This is a genomic window from Nostoc sp. (assembly GCF_036918015.1).
In the GTDB taxonomy this organism is placed as follows: Bacteria; Cyanobacteriota; Cyanobacteriia; order Cyanobacteriales; family Nostocaceae; genus Nostoc.
Genome location: NZ_JBALEO010000093.1, coordinates 52,584 through 78,134, shown reverse-complemented (window position 1 = coordinate 78,134; position 25,551 = coordinate 52,584). Strand labels below are relative to the sequence as shown.

General features: G+C 43.6%; 13 protein-coding genes and 1 pseudogene. 1 reads left to right on the top strand and 13 read right to left on the bottom strand.

The window, feature by feature from the left end; genetic code table 11:
• Positions 1 to 383 precede the first annotated feature (383 nt).
• On the top strand, positions 384 to 2,909 hold the full coding sequence (locus V7K61_RS29325) for a molybdopterin-containing oxidoreductase family protein (protein ID WP_335059004.1): 2,526 nt from the start codon (positions 384 to 386) through the stop codon (positions 2,907 to 2,909).
• A gap of 379 nt (positions 2,910 to 3,288) precedes the next feature.
• On the opposite strand, the gene V7K61_RS29320 is transcribed toward V7K61_RS29325, so the two are convergent.
• From V7K61_RS29320 to V7K61_RS29260, 13 genes and pseudogenes are all read right to left on the bottom strand, one after another.
• Entirely contained in the window at positions 3,289 to 8,757 is a 5,469-nt protein-coding gene (locus V7K61_RS29320; protein ID WP_335059002.1) for a phytase, read from the bottom strand.
• A gap of 109 nt (positions 8,758 to 8,866) precedes the next feature.
• Positions 8,867 to 13,552 carry a choice-of-anchor I family protein gene (locus V7K61_RS29315; RefSeq protein ID WP_335059000.1) on the bottom strand — a complete coding sequence of 1,562 codons (4,686 nt, stop codon included), beginning with the start codon at positions 13,550 to 13,552 and terminating at the stop codon, positions 8,867 to 8,869.
• A 391-nt stretch (positions 13,553 to 13,943) separates the two neighbouring features.
• Entirely contained in the window at positions 13,944 to 14,726 is a 783-nt protein-coding gene (locus tag V7K61_RS29310) for a COP23 domain-containing protein (protein ID WP_335058998.1), read from the bottom strand.
• 236 nt (positions 14,727 to 14,962) lie between these two features.
• Complete coding sequence (locus tag V7K61_RS29305; protein ID WP_335058996.1) at positions 14,963 to 15,688, bottom strand: Uma2 family endonuclease; 726 nt, start codon at positions 15,686 to 15,688, stop codon at positions 14,963 to 14,965.
• A 206-nt stretch (positions 15,689 to 15,894) separates the two neighbouring features.
• The gene (psb34, locus tag V7K61_RS29300) at positions 15,895 to 16,065 is read right to left on the bottom strand and encodes a photosystem II assembly protein Psb34 (protein ID WP_334842080.1); all 171 of its coding nucleotides are present in this window, start codon (positions 16,063 to 16,065) and stop codon (positions 15,895 to 15,897) included.
• A 419-nt stretch (positions 16,066 to 16,484) separates the two neighbouring features.
• Positions 16,485 to 17,654 carry a HetZ-related protein 2 gene (locus V7K61_RS29295; RefSeq protein WP_335059104.1) on the bottom strand — a complete coding sequence of 390 codons (1,170 nt, stop codon included), beginning with the start codon at positions 17,652 to 17,654 and terminating at the stop codon, positions 16,485 to 16,487.
• Positions 17,655 to 17,777: 123 nt separating this feature from the next.
• Positions 17,778 to 17,987 (bottom strand): annotated as a pseudogene (locus V7K61_RS29290) (hypothetical protein); the annotation flags it as partial.
• A gap of 35 nt (positions 17,988 to 18,022) precedes the next feature.
• Positions 18,023 to 18,601, bottom strand: coding sequence for a CHAT domain-containing protein (locus V7K61_RS29285; protein WP_335058994.1), 579 nt, complete (start codon positions 18,599 to 18,601; stop codon positions 18,023 to 18,025).
• A gap of 119 nt (positions 18,602 to 18,720) precedes the next feature.
• On the bottom strand, positions 18,721 to 20,349 hold the full coding sequence (locus V7K61_RS29280) for a mucoidy inhibitor MuiA family protein (RefSeq protein WP_335058992.1): 1,629 nt from the start codon (positions 20,347 to 20,349) through the stop codon (positions 18,721 to 18,723).
• A 135-nt stretch (positions 20,350 to 20,484) separates the two neighbouring features.
• Positions 20,485 to 21,426, bottom strand: a complete 942-nt coding sequence (locus V7K61_RS29275) for a LysR family transcriptional regulator (protein WP_335058990.1) — start codon at positions 21,424 to 21,426, stop codon at positions 20,485 to 20,487.
• 246 nt (positions 21,427 to 21,672) lie between these two features.
• A complete protein-coding gene (locus V7K61_RS29270; RefSeq protein ID WP_094351667.1) occupies positions 21,673 to 22,461 on the bottom strand; it encodes a BMC domain-containing protein in 789 nt (262 codons plus the stop codon).
• Positions 22,462 to 22,518: 57 nt separating this feature from the next.
• Positions 22,519 to 23,286, bottom strand: coding sequence for a transferase (locus V7K61_RS29265; RefSeq protein ID WP_335058988.1), 768 nt, complete (start codon positions 23,284 to 23,286; stop codon positions 22,519 to 22,521).
• Positions 23,287 to 23,465: 179 nt separating this feature from the next.
• Positions 23,466 to 25,472, bottom strand: coding sequence for a ribulose bisphosphate carboxylase small subunit (locus tag V7K61_RS29260; protein ID WP_335058986.1), 2,007 nt, complete (start codon positions 25,470 to 25,472; stop codon positions 23,466 to 23,468).
• Between the last annotated feature and the right edge of the window lie 79 nt (positions 25,473 to 25,551).

The window sequence follows — 25,551 nt, the reverse complement described above, 5'->3', positions numbered from 1 at the left end:
GGCAAAATTTGTAGTTCTAGACATCTAGAGATGTACTTGAGTTGTAAACTTGTTGAGTCTGAACTATTAAATATCAACCACTATAATTGACATCTCACTAGAGGATTAAGGTATCAAAATTAACAAAATTAATTGCATATTAATTAACATACATAGCAAAAGTTGTGAAAAAATTGTGGACTGGTTAAGAAATGTTGTATTGCAATCTTTTGCTTAATGTGTTGTCAAAAATTTTGTGCATATTTCTGATGATATAAATAATTTTTTTGCACTTCTGTGTTAGTGATAAAATTGCCCAAGTATTTAGTTTTTAATAAAAAGCCGACTTTGCTATGTTTTTGTGAAAAGCTGTAGTCAGTGCGAAATATAAGGAGACTATCTCCATGACATCAAAGGGCAGGAAAAAGACCTCACGACGTAGTTTCCTCCAAGGAGTAGCCATTAGCACAGCTGCGGTTACTGGAGTTGAGTTACTAAAAAAAGATGTGGCAGATGCAGCAGATGCTACAAGTGAAGGGCAGTGCGGGGAGATTCCTTCTCAAAGCACTGAATTTGACTTGACCGAGAAATCAGCAGCCTTACAGCCAGACAAGATTGTTAATAGTGCTTGCCAATTTTGTAATTCTCTGTGTCGTCTGAAAGTTCATGTCAAAGACGGACGGATCGTAGATGTCTTAGGTGAACCGGACGATCCAGTACAGGCTGGTGGGTTTTGCATCAAGGGGCCAATGATGACTGAGCTAGTCTACAATCGCTTTCGGCTAAAATACCCGATGAAGCGAGTTGCAGGAGAGAAAGGTTCGCCAGATTCACAATTTGAGCAGATTTCTTGGGATGAAGCTCTTTCAATTATTGCGGGCAGGTTTTTGGCACTTAGAGATGCAGGAGAAGCTAGAGCGATCGCGAATAAAACTTCTGGTAGATTACCACGAGGTACAGGTTCTTTGGTCGGACGCTATTTCAATTTGTTGGGCAGTCCCAACGATACTGATGTCGGGCCTGTATGCAACGATGCCGGTGGCAATGCCTTAGCCTGGACATTTGGATTAGGCAATTTTACCAACGGTTACGGGATTGATGGTGCGACTAAAAAAGAAGACTTAGGCTCGGCTAAATTCTTGCTGTTTTTGGGTACGAATCAAGCAGAAACTCATCCTGTTACCTTTACTTACCTTTTGAGAAGCCGAGCGAAAACCAAAGCCAAATTAATAGTCATCGACCCACGCTTAACTCCCACTGGAGCGCAAGCTGATGAGTGGATTGCACCCAAACCACACACAGACTTGGCTTTAGTCTTAGCAATGCTTTACCACATAGTTACTCAGAACTTATATGATGCTGCTTTTGTACAAAAGTGGGTGCTGGGTTTTGAAGAACTTAAACAACTTCTTAAGAGCAATAATTACACACCAGAATGGGCGGCAGAAATTACGGATGTTCCAGTATCAAAAATCAAATTTCTAGCTGAAACTTATGCTCAAACCAAGCCTGCTGCTATTTTCTGCAATGCAGGTATTTCTCATCAACTGAATGCTTTTGATACTTACCGCTGTCTAGCATTCTTAGCGGCGATTACAGGCAATATTGGTATTCCTGGTGGTGGCTGCAATTTCATGCACAATACTTGGCCTGGGGGATTAAATCTACCACCGATTCAAGGCAAGATTCCTCAAAAAGATATAGCTTTACCAGTTGGGCCAGATTATTTTGCCGAAGCTATCATCTCAGGTCAACCTTATCGACTCAAAGCACTCATAACTCAAGGCAATCCTCTGCTAGCTTGTTCCAACACAACTAAAGTACAACAGGCTTACCGCCAATTAGAATTTTATGTTTACACGGGATTATTTATGGAGGAATCGGCTTATTATGCCGACATCATCTTGCCCGTCACTAGTGGTTTTGAGATGGAAACTGTCTATATGCGACGAGATGACAGGGCGATTCGTTGGCAACAACAAGTAGTTCCTCCTGTAGGCGAATCGAAACCAGATTGGCACATTTGGATTGAATTAGCACACGCCACAGCTAAATTAGACAAACGTAATCCACCACAATACTGGCAGGACAACTTTCCTTTTTCTTGGAAAGACTACCGCCATCTGTGGGCAACTTTTGTGGCAAACACTCCAGGAATGGCTGGTATGACTCAACAAAGGCTGAGTGAACGCACCGAACCCTTACGTTGGCCTTGCCCAACAGTAGCTCATCCAGGTGTCAGCACTCTTTATCTGGATCATCCCTCTTGGTATCAGGCCGCAGAAAGCCTCAATGTTGATAATATTGGTAAGCGATTTCTAACTCCTAGTGGAAAAGTGGAAATCTACACTTCACAGTTACAAAAGCAGTTGACCAAAGCAGGACACTCTGCATTACCTATTTTCTATACCCACCCTGAAGTTACAGGTAGAAATCCGACAATCGAGTATCTAGCAGAACTAGTAAAAAATCCGGTGAATCCCCACGCACTGACTCACAATGTGAAGTTGGGAAAACTTTCGACTAGTGAAATACATAAAAAGTACCCACTAATGGGGACGACTGGTAGATCTAGCGTAGTTCATTTTCATTCCGTTACTCACTGGACTTACACAGGCAAGCAAAAAAATGGTGTTCGCTTAGTACAAATTCACCCAAAAACCGCGCAAACTGCTGGTATTGAAAATGGTGATGAGATTATTGTCGAAAGTCCCAGAGGATCGATCAAAGGCACAGCATTGCTTTGGCAGGGAATTCGAGAAGATACTATTTTTGTGCCTAATTGGTTTGGTTCCCAACAAAAAATGGCTCAAGATTTAGGCACACCATACTATGAAGCAGCTAATGTCTTGATTGACCAAAAGTACTATGACAATCTTTCAGGACAGCAAGCTTTTAAATGTTTTGCGTGCCGAATACAAAAAGCATAATCGAAACTGAGAAGCGCCAATCGAAGGATTTTTAAAATTAGGACTTACGCAAAAACCCTCTCAAACTCTCATTCCTCCGTGAACTCTGCGCCCTCTGTGGTTCGTTTTCCGTTACCCGTGCGTAAGTCCTAGAAATGTTTGGGAGAGTTGAAGCGATCGCATTTGACCCCGTTTGAAAACAGACTGTTGAGTTTGATTGAGCAGAAATATGGGATGATAGACTAAATAAAAATTGAGTAATTACGCCAAAGGCGAACGCGTCTACGCATCCGTAGGTTGCGGGAGAACTTTATAAATAAGGGTTTTTGCAATCATTTAGTACAGCTTCATTAACTTTTGCTGTGTAATGAAGCTGTAACAATCAGACTAGGCGAACAAATTAACCTACAACACTGCCAGAGAAAACAAAGTCATTTGCTGTGAGAGTATTTGATGTAATTCCTAGGAATGAGACTAACTCGGCATTTCCGATTTTCACGATGGTATCATCACCCTGTTGCAATAGTGTCAGGGCATTAAACTGAGTAACACCAATACCGCCCAGCCCGATTTTATCAATGCCAACTGTAAAATCAGTCACAATGTTCTTGCTAGTTGGCAAACTGGCGTTAGCAATCCAGAATTGATCGACACCAGTACCACCACTGAGGCGATCGCCACCCTGTTGCCCAGCAAATAGCACATCATCACCATCGCCACCAAACAGGGAGTCATTGACATTAGAGAAGAGTTTGTCATCTCCAGAACCGCCGTAAAGACGGTTATTGCTACCATTACTCGTCAAGGTGTCGTTACCTGAGCCACCGAATAATGATTGACGAGAACCTTCAATTACTGTGAGATTATCATCACCTGCCGCCCCAAATAAATTATTATTACTACCACTAGCTTCCACTACGGTAATAACATCATTACCATTGCCACCATCAGCATTAGTATTTTCAGCCGGGCCATTTTGACCAATTACAACTTGATCGTCACCGTCTCCCCCAGATACTGAGGAGTTACTGCCTACAAGCACAGTGTCATAACCGTTCCCAGCCTCGATTGTGTTGTCTTCAGTACCCTCTACAAAATCTGCTCCGTCACCTGCAAAGAATGTTTTTCCTGGCTGAACTGTAACATTATCGCTGTTACTAGAACCAAAGCTATCGGGGAAAGTAGGCTGTGCAGTTGTCAGATTATTGGGTAGTTCAAGAATGCCGAGTTTTTCCGCAGCCGTATTACCTGTAATGTTGAAGTCATTGTCATTAATCAAGGCTAGAGTATTGGGTGCTACCAATGCTAGACCTTCTAATTTTTCCACCCCGGTGTAACCCAACTGAGCAGCATTAGCAACCAAACTCTTGCTGACAAGCGTAATATTAGCAGCAGCTAACTCCGCAGAGGTAAGTTGTTCAATAGTTTTACCAACTGGCAAGGTAAAGTTAGCAGGGTTGTTGATGTTGGTCGCGCCAGCTAAATCAATTTGGTAAATTAGTTTATTGCCAGCAGATGTACCATTGTCATCTCGCTCAACTACTGCAAATTTGCCGTTACCCAAAGAAACTGCATCGCCAATCTTATCGGTTCCTGGTAAACCTTCTAGGCGATATAAATATTCTCCTGTTACCTGTTTGCTGACAATATCAAACTCTAGAATTCGGAGATTGAGAGAAGCTTTGGAAGTCGCATCATTGGCGACATCTGGATTATCAATTGGACTCTGGATAAAGGCATATAATTTGTTACCTTCTAAGGCTACAGCTTCAAATCCTCGGTTATTGCGGCGTTGGGCATAAACTGCTGGCAATACCTCAGTGCCAAAAGTTCCCGAAGGTTGATCTGGGTTGGGTGCTGTGGCAGTTCCTTTGGGAATAAAGCGGTCAATCAACTTACCATTAGTGTCAAAGTGGTAAATCGCCGGACGGTACTCATCCACCAACCAGTAATCTCCATTTTCTGCAACTACAATTCCTTCTAAGTCAGCACCTAAAGGATCGTTAGCTAGAACCTTGTTGTCTAAGTCAACAGCAATTTCATCTGTGTAGGCTAAACCGTTTCCTACAGCTTGCAAGTTAGGCAGTCCCGTTAATGGGGTCGTTCCATCTTGGCGGAATAGTTCTGTTCTGTTGGTAATGCTGATTTCGCCTGTGGTGCGGTTGAGTTCAAAACTGACTATTTCTGGTTGGAAGTCGGGTAATAAAAATGGTCTTTTAACACCATCAGGTTCTCCATTGGGGCCACGATCTGTGTTGGTGACAAATTTCAGGTTTCCATTTGCTGCAAACCCTTGGAAATACAACCCAGAAAAACCACCCAAGAAAATATCTTGATTTTCAGAGGTTGTTCCTAACTTGGGTAGGTTTTCAAATTCATAGATAGTCAGCTTGGGTTGAGCAACAGGATTGCGCGGATCGTAACTAGTAGTGTCGATATTTAGAGAATTGGGGAAGGCATTGGCTATATTTTCCCAAGGCACCAGCTTAAAGTTAGAACTGACATTTTCGCCATCGATGGTCTTGGCAGGTTCATTGGAGCCATCTTGGGTAACAAATAAACCAAATGGAAAGTTAGGCCCCAGTGGTACGTTAATGACATCAGCACCATCTGACTCTTGTACGCTGTCAATTGGCCCATTATTACCAATGGCAAAGTTACCCACGTATTCGTTGTTACCTTCACGAGTGTAGGCTACAAAGGTGCTATCGCCTTGGCTGGATGCTAGTAAGTAGCCTGTGCCGTTTTTGCCATAGTAGATGGTCAATCCTTCGGCATCATCGGTGAGGTGAGAACCACCCTCAAAACGAACGCGATCAATCAGCTTGCCTGTTGTGCCACCGTCCGGTTCTGCCTGGAATTTCCAGATGCCTACATCTTCTTGGGCTATGTAGAGAAAGCCTGTTTCTTGGTCAACCACCATACCCTCTGTTTGGGGGGAACGTTCTGCTGTGGTGGGTGAAGGGATGGTGAACTCCCGCACCAGTTCCGCGCCAATTGTGCCATTACCTTTGTCAATCAGTTTAAACTGAGCTATATCTCCAGTTTCTCGCCGACTGGTAAAGACATAGTAATCATTAGTTACGGGGCTACGGTATAAGGTAAGCCCGTAAGAACTGCGAGTTGATGCAGAATAGGGAGGTTCAAAAGGTGATGTTTGGAAGATAGTAGCAATATTGCTATCGGTGATATCTTCCAAGTATTGTCCGGGGGTGGTGGGGTTGGGGTTAATTTTGAAGATTGCTAGTTTATCATTTTGGCGATCGCTAGCTACGGCAATATCAATAGATTGATTGCCTAATTTAAAACCGTATTGTAGGTCAATGTTGTTGTAGCGAATGTCACCAGGATTAACTGTTTGCAACAAATTACCAGACAAATCATAAACTCGCAATCCAGCATTTTTAACTGAGGTTAGTACTAGACTGTCGGCAGAATTTGTGGCATTAACATAAATAGCAGGGTCATCAGCATCAGCATTTTGATCTACAGCAGGTAGTGCTGGATCTTCATCGTCAAATAAAGCAGGACGAGTTTCTAATGTGGGTGCAGCCGTCGGAACTAAGTCTGCACCCAAGGTAAGAATTTGGGTATATTGGGTGCTACCAAAGTTGTTGTCACTCACCAGCACAATCGACTGACGACCATCTGCTAGTTTGGGGCCGAAGGCAATACCCTCAATGTTATCCACTCCTGTAATCGGGTGGTTTGCATCAGTAGGCAGATTCAGGTCAGTTAAATTCAACAGTAAGCGCTTTTGAGCGGGTTTGATCGCTGCTAATTGTTCAGCACTCAAATTATTTAGAGAATCGTAGAAACTAATGTCAGTTGCACCTTGCAAAGAAACTTCGTAGATTTTGATGGTGTTGCCTACACCTTGAGCAAAAGAACGTTCTAACGCTAGGAAAGTGCCACGATTATCTATTGCTAATAAGTCTGCCAAACCATTGTCAGCTGAACCGGTGCTAGGGTTGGGCGCTTTGGGAATCGCATCGGTGATATAGAGGTATTCTTTTTCTGGTTGTCCAGTAACCAGATTGTATTGCAGAATCCGGGAAGGGCTACCACTGGTGAGCGAAGCCTTTAATCCATCTTGAGACAAAGCGTTTTCGGTGGCGGTGAATAGGGTTTTCTGGTCGGGTGTAATGGTGAGGCTTTCAAAGGCTAAGTTATTGTAAACACCTGATGTCTGCGTGTCACCTGCATCAACAATATTGTTGTTGTTGGTATCTTCAACTACTGGTAGGAATTTGCTGGGGACAGGTAGCGATCGCACTTCTTGCCCTGTTGTCAAGGAAAATTCTTTAATAAAAGGATTGCTAACGCGACCTGCACCAGGATTAACTTCGCCCTCTGAAGATATAAAGACTGTCCCATTATTGGTTAAAGCAATGCCTTCTGGGTCAAGGCTATTGAGTGCAAAGAATTTGCCACTGGTATCTTTCAGAGGTGTGACATTGGTAAAAGTCACTCCCGTCGTAGAAATAGTACTTGGGTCGGTGGTGAAGGTATAAAAGCGGGCAGGGGCAACTTGGGAGCGATCGTCTGAGATTGCGTAGTAGCGGTTATTCGCAGCATCATAGGTGACACCAGATAATCCACCCACTGGAGTTTGTACCCCATTTACCGTTCCCGCCGCACCAGTAGGAATAAAGCCAGTGACAAAGGTAGTTTGTCCCAAAAATCCTAGATTAGGAATGGTTTTACCTGCTTCAGTTGGCCCAGCTTGCACATCTGCGAACACTAAGCGATGGTCAGAACTGGGGAATGGAAAAGTACCAACTGGGGAAAATGTTGGATCGGTATTCAGTGGCCAAAATACTCCTGAATTGGCAATTGTCAAGTTAGCGGAAGGTAGCACATAGTCAGTCCGCAGGTTTCCGGGAGTCGTATCAGCAAAGTCTGCGGTGTCAAAGCTAGGATTACCATTTTGGCTAATGTTTGCACCAGCTTGTAAGTCTGCTTGTTGGCGCGCACCCAGACTGGTAGGAATAACATTAGTATTGATATTGGGATTTTGCAACAGTTGGCGAATAGCGTTGTCAAAACTATCACCATCTAACGGATCTGCATTTTGATCGCCCACAATCACAAAGCTGGACCCAGCAGCAATACCGCCTGTTTTATCCTCATCATCATAAATGTAATTACCATTACCAGGGGTAATATAGTCTGCCCAAAAACGGATCTCGTCGTGGTTGCGCTTACCGTTGCGGTCTTCTGCACCATCAAAGGTTGGGGGTGTGGGATGGCTGGCGAGGATGTGAATTGTCTCACCGTTTACTTGGATGGGTATATCCCAGTGACTTTTAGAAGAAAGGCGTAGAACTGCCAATTCCTCCTGAGAATACCAATCATTTGGCTGTGGTGTTGTCGGATCGTCAGGAAGCAAAGCATTGGGCATATCCTTCCACAGAAAATTTTGGAAGGTGCGGATGTTGGCTGTGTCGATGGGATATTTGGACAACAGCAACATCCCGTATTGACCAGGGAAATTCCCGAATCCGAAAGCATCATCGCCGTATCCTGCTGCACCTGGGGTTGTAACTGCTGTACCATTGTTGTTCAAGTCAAAACCAGAGGCAATACCTGTATTTGAAGGAGCGATGTAGAAGTAGGGGTAGTCAACGGGTGTTGTACCATTCTGGCTAACGGCTAGGTAATTTTGCCGGAATAGTTGAACTGCCTCCGGGGAGTAGTCAAACTCGTTAATTAGCAACACATCCGGGTTATTACGCTGGATAATTTCTGCAACAGCCTTTGCTTGAGCGTTGTCAGGGGTAGACAAATCGCTGACTAACTGACCTTCGGCATTACGATTCAAAGAAGCGTTGAATTGAGAAAAGCGAATTGTATTAGTTGTTACCATGTTTAATTCTGAGATAGATTCTAGACATGAGACTGCTTTGAAAATTGGGAATAGGGAACCGCAGAGGCGCAGAGTACACAAGAGTTGTCGGAGTTCGATTAAATCTGCGTTAAATAAAGACGAAATGAGTATCTGTTGCCAAATTTGTATTGCGGTTTAACCCGTTTTCCACAACAGCAATTAATTCCGTTCCATTGTTGGTGAAAATGCCTACAGCCGATCTAACTGACCCTAGTGAGTAATTGTTAGCAACTCCCTTAAGTTGAATCCGATCGCTTGCTTGAAAGTTGAGAATATCGGCATAATCATTGTTGCGAGAACTGGTATAGAAAGCTGAAGTGGCATCACCTAAAACGTAAGTATCTGTACCTTGTTCGCCGTTGAGGAGATCGATTTCGTTTGTGCCACCGCCCCAACCAACTAAGCGGTCATTGCCATTACCCCCAGAAAGTCCGTCACTGCCAAGTCCACCTAAGATGGTGTCATTGCCATCGCCGCCCAGAAGTACATCTATGCCTCCCTTGCCATCCAGGTAATCATTGCCTGCTCCACCGTCGATTAATTCACTGGTATTAGTGCCGATGACGCGATCGCTCCCTGCTAGAGCATTGACTATGTATTTGTTCAAACCAGTAAGTTCGCTGACAAAGATGATGTCGTTGCCAGATGTTGCCTTGTTATTGGCAACAGTCAAGTCAAAGGTATCGCTAACATTACCACCTTTACCATCAGCAGCGGTAACTGTGACTGCGAAAATGCCGATTTGGGAGATAGTGCCGGATATCACACCTGTGTTGGCAACGATACTAGAACCAGTAGGTAAACCTGTAGCACTGTAAGTCAGGGTGTCACCTGGATCTACATCAGCAAATTTGTTACTGATATTGAAAGAAAAAGCTTTATTAGTAGAGATAATTTGGTCGTCAATCGGTTGTACTACCGTAGGAGCATTGTTTTTAGGGAGATTAAACCGAGCCACGCTAGGGTCATGATCGCTATCCTGGTCGGCAAACTCTGAGTTGATGTGAACTACATCATAACCATCCAGCTTATTGAGCAAGTTGTTACTAACTAAAACGTGGTCAAGGGTTTGGGCGTTACCTTCAAAGTTGTAGGTGTAACGCTCATTTTGCGGCAGAGTTTCAATTAAGGAATTTAGCCCAGCACTTTCTAGGGTGCTGACGGGGTTGGAAAACTCAAAGTCATTTAAGTCACCCGCCACTACGACATTGGCATTGGGAGCGATCGCTAAAATACTCTCAACAAAGTTTTTCACCAGGGTAGCTTGTTGCTGGCGCTGGGTTTCACTACTGAGAGTTGGTGGTTGATTCGGCCCAAATAATGGTTGGTCGCCACCTTTAGAATTAAAGTGGTTGCCAATTACATAAACAGTTTCACCATTGAAAGTAAATTCACCTACTAACGGCTTACGACTGCTGGTAAAGGCGGAGTTGGTGGGGTCGATTAAACCAGGACTATTAGAAACTGTAGGAACACCAGAGACATTGGTAACTGTGGTGCTGGTGGTGGAAGTACCGCCAGGGCGATCTACAAAGTTGACACGATTGGGATTAAATAAGAAACCCACCCGGATATTTCCCCCAGGTTCACCGCCGTTCGTATCGTCTACTGGGTTAATTTGGCGATATTGATAGGTGGGGCCACCAGCAGCAGTAATTGTATCAATTAACTTTTGGAAGGTAGTGCTGGCATCAACGACGCTATCATTTGTTGCACCGTTATTGTCCTGAATTTCTTCGAGACTAATGATATCTGGTGATTTGAGATTATTAACAATGCGGTTAGCCAGGTTGTTAAATTTGGTTGGATCGTCACCTGGATCGAGGTTTTCGACGTTGTAGGTAGCGATCGTCAGTTGGTTAGTGCTGGGAGTTAGGTTAGTGACTTCTTTTTGAATGTTACTGTTCTGTACTACTGTGGGAGCAGCCGATACTAAAACTTCATAGTTGTTAAAGCTGTAGTCAACTACACCGACAATATTGCTAAGTTGCGTACCAACATTAACTTCAGGTAACACTAAGGAATTGTTGAGATCGTCAATTTGAATCCGTTCAGGATTGAAGTCTGAAGCACTAATCAGGCTACCACCGCGAACCGTTCTACCTGTGGCATTTGCGCCATTGTCTGCTAATACCCAAATTTCCTCTGATGTGCCAAAGTTTGCAGTGGGTGAAGTGGTAATTGGGTTATTCACCTGTACCAGCATTCCTTCTAAGCTTTCATAGAAGTCGATGCCATCCTGGACAGGATCGAAGGTGGTTGTTCCAGTTTCAATATTAGCGATCGTGTCGTTATCGATTACTGTTGTCGGGATTGTTCTACCACCATTACCAAGGATTGTAGTAGTGGGTAGGGCATTGCCACTAGAAACGTTAACAATTGTGGGAGTGGTGATTTGTGTTTTGGTTAAATTATTGACATCGTTGCCAGGACGAAACTCTGTAACTGTTCCACTGACTAATACCGAATCGCCGACGGATACGGTTGGCGCTGATGAGGTGAAGATGAAAATACCTTCAGAAGTGCGATCGTCGCTGTCTGGAGTGGGGTCTTGCAAGTAAAAACCGTTACTCGCTTTCACTGTGACAATTCCCGCTATATTGCTGACAGTCTGATTTCTAAAGGATGAGATATGTCCCGTTCCCTGAATGTCGCTAATCCGAACAGATGGAGTTACTTCAAACACCGCAACCGTCTTGCTGACTTCGGCTGTAGTAACTAACAAAGGCTTGCCTGTGGGACTGTCAGCCGCCGAGACAAAGGTTAACCCTTCGATCGCAGTATCTTCGGGAGTGTTAATATATTGAACAAAACTTGGCTTGTCGGGATTTGTCACTTCGTAAACGATGACATCGCCAGTGCGTTCTAAACCAATAAAAGCATAGGTGCGGTTGTTGATGACTCCGATCGCCACGCCTTCCGGTTCAGGGCCTTTGTTATCACTGCGGGTGTCAAAGGTGTCAGCCGCACCATCTGAGTTAAACAGGGTTGGTACTTTGGTTGCGGTGATTTGTTCAAATTGGTCGCCACTGTCGAATATCTGATTGCCGCTGGCATTCCAAATCGAAAAGGAACGTCCCCCAAATGCTTCAATGCGATCGAAATCTCCGTCTCCGTCCGTGTCTCCTGTGGCATTTGTAACGGTTAATCGCCCCAGGTTGGTATTTTGCTTTAGGGTAGCCGCATTCGGGAAAACTGTTGGATCTAAAACATATCCATTTGCGCCTACCCGGATTTCCTCGCTAAAACCAGTGTAGTCGCGGGAATCTCCTTCGTTGGCGGTGATGTAGTAAGTCTGTCCGTTGGCGGTGAAGCTAGCGATCGCATCGGGTTGATATAACCCAAACACCGGCCAATTCTGAATGTTAATTTTACCACTACTGCTGGTTAGGTCGCGATCGCTAGCATCCAATCCGTTACCTGGAAGATTGTAATTTTTCGCACCCAGAGGCAAAATGGCAGTGATGGTGGCGCTGGCAATATCCAGAATAGCGATCGCATTATTTTCTTGCAAGGTAATCCGTGCAGTTTGACCGTCTGGAGATACAGCAATGTACTCTGGTTCTAAGTCTTGTGCCACCGTCGAGCCGGGGCCAGTAATCCGTACACCTGCGGCTTTGAGTGTAGCGATCTGGCTATTGAAGCTCGTAAATGAGGCTTGGGCAACAGTTGCATTCGCCACGCCACCAGCAATGTTAATAATACTGACTGAACCTTCAGGATCTACTGAATTTACTTGCCCGTAGCTGTTGGGTTCTCCCTCATTTGCTACTAATACCTTCGTGCCATCGGGCGTAAAGGTAAGCATATCGGGTAATGCACCCACTTCAACCGAGTTCAAGAATGTGCCGGCGGCATTGTAGAAACTCACCTGTCCTGTCTGTTGGGCGTTTGTACTGGTATTTTGGATGGCGTAGGCGACTGCGACAATACCATTTTTCACCGCAACGCTGTTGGGAATAGCTTGTGTCCCTGCGGGAGGGGTAAATCCTGTTGTCAAAGAACCAGCTAAGGTTAGCGTCCCTGTATTGCTGACATTATAAATTTCAACTATGCTGCCAGCAACGACAAATAAGCGATCGCTTCCTGAATCAAAGGCGGATATTTCGGCTCCATTAGTACTGGTGAAGCTGCCAATTTTCTGCAAAATGCTAGAGTTATTGTTGGTCGCAATATCGTTATCAGCGATCGCCAAGTTTGTGGTGTTAGGAATTACCGTCGCCCCGTCCCCTCCGACATCAACTGTCCAATTAGCACTGTTGTTAACCAACGCTTTATAGTTGACAAAACTGGCTTCTCCAGTACGGGAACCAGTATACTGACCATAATCAGTGCTACTGGTAAGTTTGATCGCATTAACTCCATCAGTTAGCCCAACAGTAGCCAAACTGTTGTTATTCGCCTCACTGGAGACGGCAGTCAGGATTGTAGTTGGGGCAGTGCTACTATTTCCCAAAAACGCATAAACAGTTTCAGCAGTTGCACTGAGTCCCAGGTTGCTGGAGTTAACAACTGTAAATGTACCAATAGATGATGCGCGACTCGTGCTGTCAATTGCACTAAAGCGAACTACAGTACCAGCGGCAATTGTCTGAGATCCGGTATTCCATACAAACGAAGATTCAGTGCTACCAATGGCGGTTGGACTCGAAGCTGTGCCGTCACTGAAATAAATAGTTGTATTCGGATCTATATCTACAAATGTGACAATAGACCAGCCATCTTCATCGGCATTGAAAGAGATAAAAGCAATATCGCCTTGTGTCAAAGCCATTAATAACGTCTCCTTCAATTTATTTTGTATTGTTTGAAAATCGCCTGAAAAGCTGATGTTCAGCAATAATTTGCATACATAATCAAGTCACATTGACAATCGCAATATCACTATCAATAAAAACTATTTTGTAGTCAAAAAAACTACGTATTTTACTAGTATTAATCCATATTCAACAACCTCAAGTTATCTCAGCAACGTTAAGAAACTGCTAGCAAAAGGTTAAAAGAATAAATAATATACAGCTGGATTTAGATCCTCGACATCTCGAAGAAGTCCAGGAGGCAGCAATTTTATGCCCATAAAAAAAGACGGACAAGATGTCCGCCCCACAATAAGTAATTGGATATTTTTTATTTGAAAGTCATTTTGTATTAAAAGCCACTCTTGCTTACCGGAACTTACCAGGGCTGAGACGAACACTGTTAGGTTGAGACTGACGACGAATTGCTACTCCACTCCGCAAATTGTTTCCAGTACCACCATCTTGACGATCGAGGAAAGGTTTCAAATTAATCCCACTTCTAGATGAACTAACCCGATTATTGCTACCGCCTAGAAGTGTGCGTCCTAAATTATATAATTCGTTGCCTCCACTACTGCGATCGCCATAAGTGTTAACGGCTATAGTCTGTTGTCCACTATCAGCAGTAGTCAAGTTCTGAAAAATGCTATTGCGGATAACAACAGGATCTTTTCCACGGGGGACTGTCAGCACAATTCTACAGGTTGCATTAGCTTCAGTTGTGACGCAGACAGTATTTTCGTTATTTTCTACGGATGTCTGAAGTTCTTGTAAACCATCTGGGCGATAAAGTTCCAAGCGACTGGCAATTGCTGTACAACGCCTTTGTGCGTCCCAACCACCACCTAAAGCCGCAGGTGCTGCCCAAGGAAAGAATTGTCCTGGTTGACTTTGTGGCTGATACATGACAGTGTACTGTCCATTATAAGTTTGACAGGTAAACCGAGTTGTACCATCAGCCGAGGGTGAAGGTGGTACACCTGTCGATGTGTCTATTGGAACTGGTGCTGATGTGCCACCTGATGGTACTGTTGGTACTACTACACCATCGCTAGTAGAATCATATTGCGCCATTGCTGCCGAATTGCCCAGACACAAAGATAAGCCAAGACTGCCCAAAGATATCAACCGCAGCATTTGTGATGACATAAATCATCCTCCAGGAGAAATTAAGTAGGGAATTGATAGTTTAAATGACGAATAATTCTAGTTTTTGATTCAGCAAAAACCTATTTTTTTCCTCTCGTGCTTTTTCTTTGCGAGTAGCTTTTTCACCTGTACTTGAATTTCTGTATGATGCCCCACTCCTTAATAGACGTAACGGTTGTAGCACTTATTTGCTTAAACTGAGTCACTCAAATACTTGAAAATTTTATTTGTATATGCTAAGGCAAATTATTTGGATCGATACCTTGAGATTGTAGATAGGCAATTAGCCGTTCTTTTTGCTGGCGTTCCTGTTCAATTTGTTCCACTGCCCAAAGTAACAAATTACCTCCCTCATCCCACCAGCGCAACCAATAACCAGTTCTGGCTTCTTTTGTTCCTTGCCAAGTTCCCAGAAATAAACCCATTGAATCAATCCAATGACGACCATTTTCATCAGGTTGCTTTAACTCGTAGCGCCTGTTTTCGAGTTGGTAAAATTCTAACAAACCGCCATTTGGGTCAAAAATTACATAAATTGGGACTTGAAGAATCTGCTCGTAAAAAAACCATTTTCCTGGTGGATAGGTTCGCTTAAAAGAGTATTCTCCACCCTCAGTATCAGATAGAAATTCCATCACAATTGCTGGAATATCTCCATCTAAATTAGGTGTATAGCTTTTGCGTTCTCCTAAAACCTGATTTACCGATGGCACATAAACCCAGTCGGGTGCTTTAGCTATAAATTGCCCGTTTATCGTCGCACAAAGTCCAAAATTTGAAGCTATTAACATCTGCGGTTGGATGAAACCACTTATTTCAAGGCTTTCGCGCAAAGCACCAGCCAATAGTGGCTGACCTATATTTTCCACTGGTTCATCCTCTAGGTGAAAATCTGCGGGTAATGCTTCCCAAGATATTACCAGTTCTATTGAAGATTTAGCTTCACCGAGTTGGGTTGCCATAAACACCCCTTTTTATTGATTTGTCCTTATTTTATGGCTGACCACTGGTTTGTTGTCAGGCGTAATGCTGTTATTTTAAAACGCAATATACAACTCGCACTTTGGAATGCATAAAACACACACAAAAAACCCCGGCTAAATTAGCCGAGGTAAAGTCGAGAAGTGAGATTAACCATGAGATACAGCGATACCGAAATCAAAAAATCTTAGCTAACACTCAAACCAACCAAAACTAAAGCGGTGACGATTAAAGTTGCAAAAAGACCCTGTAAAACGTATTTACGTTGTTCCCAAATTGCTGGGTACTCAGCGTAGTACATCTTGGGTTCTGCTGCGTAGTTGTTGAGAATGCCTTCTTCGTTAGTGGTGGTGTACATAGTTTTTTCTTTTCTTTGTTTTGTTATTTTATGTAACTAAATATAACGGTTTTGTTACAAATCGTCAATAAGACTTGACAAAAAAATACTGATGGTAAATATAAAACTGACTTATCTGCGATCGCAGATTCTGGCAAAGTGATTCGAGTCTGCCAAAGCCAGATACCCCTCAAGATTTGTCGGTTAAGGGACAATACGCTTGGGTTAAGGCTAAAATCTTTTGTTTGTCAAAGTCAATTTTTTTAACGTAGATGCAAAGCGGATTGCCGCAGACTACCACAGAGGTGCAGAGAAGACTGAGAGAAGAAAAAATGCTTAACTCAGCTGTATTGGGTTAAGGGGAAAAGGAAAGAAAAAACCTTTAGCCAAGCTTGTATATAATAATTTGACAAAAAGTGTCAATAAGTGCTGGCTTACTTTTAGCTTCTTAAAGCTTGGGCTGTCAGATAGACTTTCGTCCATTCGCCTAGCACTTGATGGGTTTTGAGTTTTAACTGTTGAGCTATGGCTTCTATTGAGTTACCCGCTTTCCGCAAAGCTAAAATCTGCCGCCCCAGAGGAGTCAATTTTTCATCAAGTTGCTCCCATTGGTTTTGTGTTAACCCCAAGTTATGTTCTTGCAAGGAAATTGAGAGCCAACTTTCCACGAGTTCTGGTTTACCTTTGAGGGCAAAAACACGCACAGCATGATAACTAATTTTTTCTCGTAGTCGATATACCTCTTTAGTCTGCTTATTCAGTTTCTGGGCGATATCTTCCTGGGACTTACCTTGCAGATAGAGTCGTAGCCATTCCACTGCATCTGTTCCCAGATTTTCTTGTAAATAATCTTCAAATTCTTTTTGTACTGACTGGCGCAGCCCTTGTTGTTCCTCTAGTTGTTGTGCTTCAATATATTCTGCGATCACCTGACTATCGACTAAGTTAACTCGATTGTCACTGTCGTCTGTGAGAACTTCTTCTGAGACTAGTCGAACCAAATCACGCCCTGGCACTTGGGTTAAACCACCGCGCTGAGTGCGACGCAAATAATTCACAAATCGGTAAGCTAATAGAGGTTGATTCCGTACTGGCCGCAAACAATATTCTTCTAAACTGGCAAATAGCAGAGCATCTCCCAATCTTCTATCGGTTGTATATTTGGCAATATCAGCCATTTGCTGTTGCATCTGGCTGTCGTTTTGGAGTAATTCTTGGAGTACTTCTTGTAACACATCCATCACACTGCGCTGGCGATCGCGGCTGAGGGAAACCCAAGTCTGAATCTTATTCCGTAATGTTACTAAACTCCCCAATCGGGTTATCAAGTTGCGATAAGCACGTTCTCGCCCCAGCCCCAAGTAGCGTTGACATAAAATCCTCCAGCGATATTCCATCGCTTGTTTGGCGATATCAAGTTCCTTTGGGTTAAATACATCAAACCATTTTGAGTCAGATCCCAACAGCCAGAGAATAATGCTTTGCCTCGCGGCTTCATTGTAGTCTGGACATTCGACAGCCAAGCGCTTTTGCCAATCTAGAGCCAGTTTTTCTACATCCGTTGTTATAACAAGATTGCCCTCCCTGGAACCCTGTTTGAGAGTGGTGATTTCCTGGCTCCTCGAGCCTGCATACTCTACAATAGTTTCCTTTTGCTCTAAGTTTGTGGTGAATACTCTAAATTGTGGGGTAGCAGTTTCCTGCTTTGAAGAACCTACAACCTGCACATTCTGGACAGGAATACCCAATATTTCAGTCAGTTTCCCTTCTCTGAACAGAGCCAAAATCTTCTCCATTCCTTCTTGGGAGCCTTCCAAAACTAACTTTACGCTGCCTGTCTCAATTCTCTGTAGTGTCAAAGATGCATCTCCGGAAATTTGACGCAAATGGGCAATAATAGCTTCTGCTAGTGGCTTGTTAACTTCATCAATAGTGGCGCTCAATACAAATATATATTTAACAGGTTCTGGGTTATTCTTTACCTGTTTTTTTTTTCGTAAAGAACTGGGGTTAAATGTTCTGGAATACCTTCTATTTGAATCTCTACACAGCCAAACTTGTAAGCTTTATCAATTGAGCGGTTTGCAGCAAGTGCTTTGTAAAATCCAACAGCAAATGCGATCGCAGCCTTATCCCCAATTGCTTGATTCATACCAATAATGAAATTGATGTGCTGAGAAATTGCTTTTGCCTGAGTTTCTGAATGACAAGCATTCAAGACTACACAATTGACTTGTTCATCTACAAGTGCAAACAATGCTGCTAAAGCATCGGGTGGCACAGACTGAATTTTTCCTAATTCATCTTCCAAACAAAGCTCACCAGTGTTTGTACCATGACCAGAAAAATGTACAATATGAGGCTCAAAATCCAGTAGTGCTTGACTGATATCGCGTGGACGCAGTGACATTCGTTGCTCTAGTAAAAACTTCTCTCGGTATTTTCCAAGTTGCAGTCTTTCCTGAATATCTCGCAACTCTTGCCCCAAGCGTAGGCGGGAAGCATCACTAGGATCGGATGCTAAAAACAATATTTTAATTGGATGATCGCTGTTCATGCAGAGGCATCACACAAGTTCAATTGCTTATAATATAGCTTCCAAAGGTTCTTGAAGGCGCAGCATATTCTCGTCAGACATCCCATTCAGCTATCTCTCCGATTTAAAATATCTATAATTTAAATTTCTAACCCAATTACCATTAAGTCGGGCGGGTGTTCAACATTAAACTGATAATATATCTCTCGTCGCTCTTGGGCTGGAAGAGTTAACAGCCATTCTAAAATCCCCATTTCACCGAGTTGAATTTGTGGGTTGCTGCGACTGAGACGTACTTTAATTTGCTCGTTGCGGCTAACTGGCAATTGTTCAGTTAATTTTAGATTTACTTCTTTCTCTAGTAAGTTAGTAACAATCAACCGATAACTATAAGTAATCCGGCGCTGGTTGCTAATTAATCTTTTATCTACCAGGCGCTCAACTAAGTCGCGCTCAATTTTTAAACCTTCGTCAATTCCTAAGTTCAGTTTGAATTCTTGCCCTGGTGCAATATTTTCTAACTGAGTTGTCCCAATAAAAACGTTGTCGCGGAAAATATTCGCTTCGCCTGATAACAAAGTTGCACCGTTGGGACTATTTTTCACATTCGCTTGTAGATAAGCAAAACTTACCAAGCGCGGCATTGCTACATAATCGAAGCTACAAGGATAATCATCATTGAAAATCGTAGTTTTATGAGGTGCGCCATCACTAGGAATGTTACCACCACTATTCAGTTTAAAGGTAACTACACTCCCTTCTTTGGATACTTCTGCTGTAACGGTTTCTGCTGCGATTAGACTATCCTCTGCACCTTCGTCTTGTTCTTGCCAATCTGCTCTGGCAGCAGAAGCAGGTGGTTCTGGTATGCTAGGCAGTAGTGGTGGCTGGGCACCAAATCGTTGTCGCACTCTTTGGGGAAGTGGGGTATCAATATACCAGGGTTCAAGTTTGGGTGGAAGTGTACCTAATCCTGGTTTAGCGGTAGAAAGGGTGAGATTTGCACCAATCCAATCTTCGCCAGTGCTTTGAGTGATTTCTGCAAGGTAGCTCAGATGCACAATCTCGCTGGTAGTGCTAAAGCGCAAGTCATAAAGGGGATTCCAGCTAGCACGATTTACGATGTAAGACACCTCTAATTCAAATTCACCTTCACCCGCGACTTCAACTGCTACAACTAAGCTAAAACTTTCTTTAGGATGGGGTGTTTGGATTATTTGCAATGAGGTGTGGAGTGCTTGCAGTTGTTTGTCTAACTCCTGCTGTTGAGTTTTGCACTCTCCAGATGCGATCGCATATTCACTATACTGGCTTCCAAGAAAGTTCAAAAAATCCAAAGTTTCGCTGAGGCTGAGATTTTTCCGAGACAAACTCTGTGAAAAGGGTTCTTCTGTTTTTTCACGTAAGCCAGCGATAAAACTAGATTGCAATGCTAAAGCATCTACTTGAGCTTGCAGGTGGCGTTTTTCTGCTTCTAATTGCTGAATTTGCCTTGTCAAATGTGCTACTCGCTCCACTACAGGTTCAGTAGTGTAGATGCGATCGCTACTAACTCCCATCAAGCGTACCCCTACTGTACCTGTACCGCTAACCCTGATAGACTCAGTTTCTAGAGTCATTGGCACTGGGGTAATTACTAATTCCTGTTCAATTCCTGTTAAATCAACTACACCTCGCCGTGTAACCAATGCTCTGTCAGCATACACGGTAACAGCTACAATCTCGCTTTGTACTGTTTTGCGCCAAGATGGTATTTCCGGGTTAACCACTGCCAGTTTTCCCCCATTTTTAATGATTCTGCTGGTTAATTGTCAATGTTTATCGGTCTAACAGTCAACCCCTTTAGAAAATTCGTAATTTGTAATTCGTAATTCGTAATTACAAATTACAAATTACGAATTATCTTATCCGTGAATTGGTTCAAACGTGCTATGAGCAGTATCAGCTTTTTGCTCGACAAAATTCTTTGCCGCCTCTAGTAGATACTCATAATAGGCACGAGCGACGATAGATAGCTGTTTGCCAGATGGATAAACCATGTACCAATGCCGCTGAATGGGGAAGTGTTGCACATCTAAAATGCTGAACTCTGAAGCGTCTGATAGTAAGGTATGACGGGATAAAACAGAAATTCCTAAACCACCTGCGATCGCTTGTTTAATTGCTTCGTTACTTCCCAATTCTAGCTTGACTTTTACTACTACCCCTTCTTCTTCAAATAGCTTTTGGACGGCGCGACGAGTTCCTGAACCTGGTTCCCGCATAATAAAAGGTTCGTTAGACAGGCGTTGTATAGGAATATTTTTTTCTTTGGATAAAGGATGATTAGTCGGTGCAAAGACTATCAAAGGATTTTCTAGAAATGGTTCACAAGTCACATCGATATTGTCTGGAATTTGACTCATAATATATAAGTCATCCAAATTTTGACTCATCCGTTCTAAAATTTGTTCGTGATTTGTGACTTGCAGCGAGATATCAATCCCTGGATAAAGTTCGCAAAATGGCCCTAACAAACGTGGGATAAAATATTTTGCTGTTGTAATCACTGCCAAACGTAATTGTCCCTGCTTTAGCCCTTTTAAATCTGCCACCTTCATTTCATACTGGGCTATATTGTGAAAAATCTGCCGACAAGTAGCAAATAATTCCCGTCCTGCTTCCGTCAGATATAATCGCTTCCCCACTTGCTCAAATAATGGCAACCCTACCGATTTTGTGAGTTGCTTGATCTGCATAGAAACGGTAGGTTGGGTGAGAAACAATTCTTCAGCAGCACGAGTAAAGCTACTGTGCCGTGCCGCCGCCTCGAACACCTTTAACTGGTGCAGCGTCGCTTGGTTCAAGGGTGATTCTCCTATATATAGCGATTAATAGATATAAAACTAGTATTGCTGAACACTGGCAAATGATATAGTGATGCTCACAGAAAGTTACGAGTTTTATCATAGATAAAACTCTATCACTTTTATTAAAATAAAGGTATTTTATTTATGGATTGAAGAAGCTATTATTCAGAATAGCTAAAGCGTAAGATGCCTTCCATCTAAACGATGAATGATGATTGATGATTTGAAAAAATTCATCTATCATCATTCATCATTCCATAATTCTTCTTGAACTTTTGTCGGTAGCTTGGTTAAGTCTGGTAATCTTAGTACCTCGATTTCCGCAACTTGTTCTTTAATATTCACTGGTAAGTTTAACGGTTCGCGTTCTTCTATCCAGCAGCTTGCTAATGGCAAAGTTAACTCCATTTCGTCCAGCGGTCGGGGAATTACCATTACCGCATTCAATTCCCCAATGCGTTCTGCTTCAAACATTCCCGCTTCTACTGCTACCGCCACATTTGCTACGGAACCCCGAATAATAGCTGTACACAAACCCGCACCAATTTTTTCATAAGCTGCTAAATGAACATCAGCAGCTTTGAGCATCGCATCACACGCTCCTACCATCGCGGGAAATCCTCGCGTTTCTACCAAACCAATTGCTTGATTACTCAGACGGCTGTAATTGCCCTCTTCCATCAATTTAGTGAAACGGGTTGTGATGGGAAGCACTATATCTAGGTTGGGATAAGGTCGGGGAATCACCAAACTAGAAACCAACTGACCAAACTGTTCAGCCGTTTGCACGCCTGATTCTACCGCCAGACGCACGTCAGCAATTCCACCCCGAACGATCGCAGTACAATGACCACTACCAGTTTTTTCATACCCAACTAAGTGAACTCCCGCTGATTTCAGCATCATATCCGCCGTCCCAACGATCGCCGGAAAGCTACGGGTAGAAACTAAACCCAAAGCAGTATCCTGAAAGGTTTCTTGACTACTCGCTCCTTGGATGGTGCGAATAGACCGTTGATTATATGTTTCCATGATGAATTCTCCAAAATACGGAAAAAGGCGACACCTTACAATTAACACTTACTCTGACTAATCGTCAGGGTTTGGGTCGTTCAAGGATTGTCTGTGAGGAAACAGTGTAGTCAACAGTCTGCTTATGCTCCCTTGTCCATAAATTTGAGTCCCAAAACCGTTAGGTGGTTCTGTGGCGGACTGACTGGGGTCTAAGTTATGTTCTGTAGACGGTTCGGCGGCTGACTCCAAAGTGGAGTCAGCATCATTGGCCGGTTCCTCCACAGGAGGAGACTGACTTTCGGGAGTGGCGGGAGATTTAAAATAAGAAATCGACTTGTTTTGTTTGAAATCTACAAAAGCCGAAGCTGAGAAGTTAGTTGAGGAAACTACCTTTTCCTTAACTCCACCTGAGCTATTTTCCTCTTCCGGTGTATTTGTAGTAGAAGTTGGGTTATTTGTAGATGCTTCTAGCTGTTTTGTTGGCTCAATCTGCCGACTGGTGTCTCCTAAAATTGAACCAGGCGGTACTACTTGTTCAGGTTCAACCGAATAGTTAAAAACTGTAGTAGCCGAACCAATACAAGCATTTGCGCCAATTTTGCCTTTGCCAATCATCAAAAAACCGGCTCCCAGGTTTGCACCTGCTTCTACTTCTAGAGTGCCTTCATGGACTTGGAGAATTGCTCCCATGCCAATACAGACCCCTGCCCCAATGACGATCTTGCTATTTACAGCCGCTTGGAGAATTACCCCAGGTGCAAGTACCGCGCTTGGATGAATAGTCACCTCACCACTAATATAAGTATCAAAGTTATTGCTGAGGCGCAGTAGCGGCACAGACATGGAAATTTTAACCTCGGAAGCCGGATGTAGTTCTGAGTGCTGAGTGCTGAGTGCTGAGTGCTGAGTGCTGAGTGCTGAGTGCTGAGTAATTAGTATCTTCTAAAATCTGAGTTTACAGTTGGTGTGACTGGTGTCTTTAAAGTGTTAACTCAGCACTCAGCACTTTTAACTCAGCACTACTATGGTCTTTGAATAATCGTTTCCAATACGCGACGTTTGGCTTTGGGGTCAACACCAATTAAGCGCACATATTCCCCTGGATATTCGCCGAGTTGTCTTTCTACGGCGGCGATCGCTTCTCTTTCTGAGGAGGCTTGAATCTGACCAGTACTAGTCCAGGAACCTGTACGGAACCGTCGTTGATCTACGTGTTCAATGCTAATTTTTGAGCCACCAGCCAATAAATGCCGGAGTTGGTCTACTACTTCAGAACTCAAGCGGGTAGCTGTTGCTGTTGCTGTTGCTGTTGCAGAGGGCGCACTACTAGTAGTAAATGATTTCTGACCACCAGAGGAGGCTACTTGACCATTTGGACGTTGGATAATGGTTTCTAATACCCGCCGTTTGGCTTTCGGGTCAATACCAATTAAGCGTACATATTCCCCTTCGTATTCGCCGAGGTGTGCTTCTATGGCTGCGATCGCTTCTCTTTCTGAGGAGGCTTGAATTTGACCGGTACTAGTCCAGGAACCTGTACGGAAGCGGCGCTCATCTACGTGTTCAAGGCTAATTTTCGAGCCGCCAGCCAATAAATGCCGGAGTTGGTCTACTACTTCAGAACTCAAGCGGTTACTGCTAGCTGTTCCCGTACCAGAGGGTGCTGCACTAGTAGTAAATGATTTCTGACCACCAGAGGAGGCTACTTGACCATTTGGACGTTGGATAATGGTCTCTAGTACGCGCCGTTTGGCTTTGGTGTCAATACCGATTAAACGTACATACTCGCCTTGATGGCTTGCTATACATTCTTCCAAAGCGGAGATGACTTGATTTGTGGAGGTTGCATCAATTGGCGTGCAACTAGTCCAGGAACCAGTGCGGAAACGACGTTCATCTACGTGTTCCATGCCAATTTTGTAACCACCTGCCAAGAGTTGGCGGATTTGCTCTAGAGTTTCGCCACTGACTTTGCCACTACTAGAACCGTTGCCGTTACTGTTACCATTACTGCTGCTGTAACTGCTATTGCTACGACCAGTCGGCGCTTTAAAGCTAGTAGCTGGTTTTGCATCATCATCGGGACGTTGGATGATGGCTTCTAGCACACGCCGTCTATCTTTGTCAATGCCAAACAGTCGGACATACTCGCCGCTATGGTCATTTACACAGCTTTCTAATGCTGCGATCGCTTCACCAAGCGATCGCGGTTCGATTGGTTGACAACTAGTCCAAGAACCCGTGCGGAAACGTCTTTGGTCTACGTGTTCCGTACCAATTTTATACCCTTGACCCAATAGATACCGCAACTGATCTATTGTTTCTGCACCCAAGCTATTGCTCGACACTTCACTACTCCTTTCCAACTCTAAAACAGTAATACCATTACCTGTATAAGATTTAGCGTTCTCATCCCGGATGGGTGCTATACATTTGCTATCCGCAGCACAGAGATAACCAGCTCGTAATGCCTGATTAATCCCAACCACATGATGAGCAAATTCTTTATCCTGATCTTGCACATCTGGCAAGCGATCGGCTTGCTGCTGGCTGGTAATTATCGCTCCCGAAGGTACATACTTACCAGGGGGAATCTCTACATCTTGAATCAAGGCGTGCATCATCACGATGCAACCTGCACCCACCCTGGCATTAAACACCGTAGAGCGAAAGCCAATGAAGGAATTATCACCTACATAAGCTGGCCCGTGAATTAGAGCCATGTGGGTAATGCAAGCGTTTTTACCAATCCATACTGAGTATTTATTTTGGTCATCGCCAATTACTCGGCCTTCCGCTAACCCATGAATGACAACACCATCTTGAATATTGGTGTTTTCACCCAGATAAAAAGGTGTGCCTTCATCCGCTCTAATCGTAGTCCCCGGAGCAACGATTACATTTGCACCTACTCGTACATCCCCAATCAGATTGGAGAATGAATGTACAAAGGCAGTTTCATGGACTTTGGGTTCAGCTAAATTCCTTGACCACGGGGTTGGGGGTGCCGCCGTGCTGCGGACTGCCATCGCGAGATTCCTCCTGAAATTAAGTTATGAGTTATGAGTTATGAGTTATGAGTTTTAACTCCTCACTCCTCACTCTTAA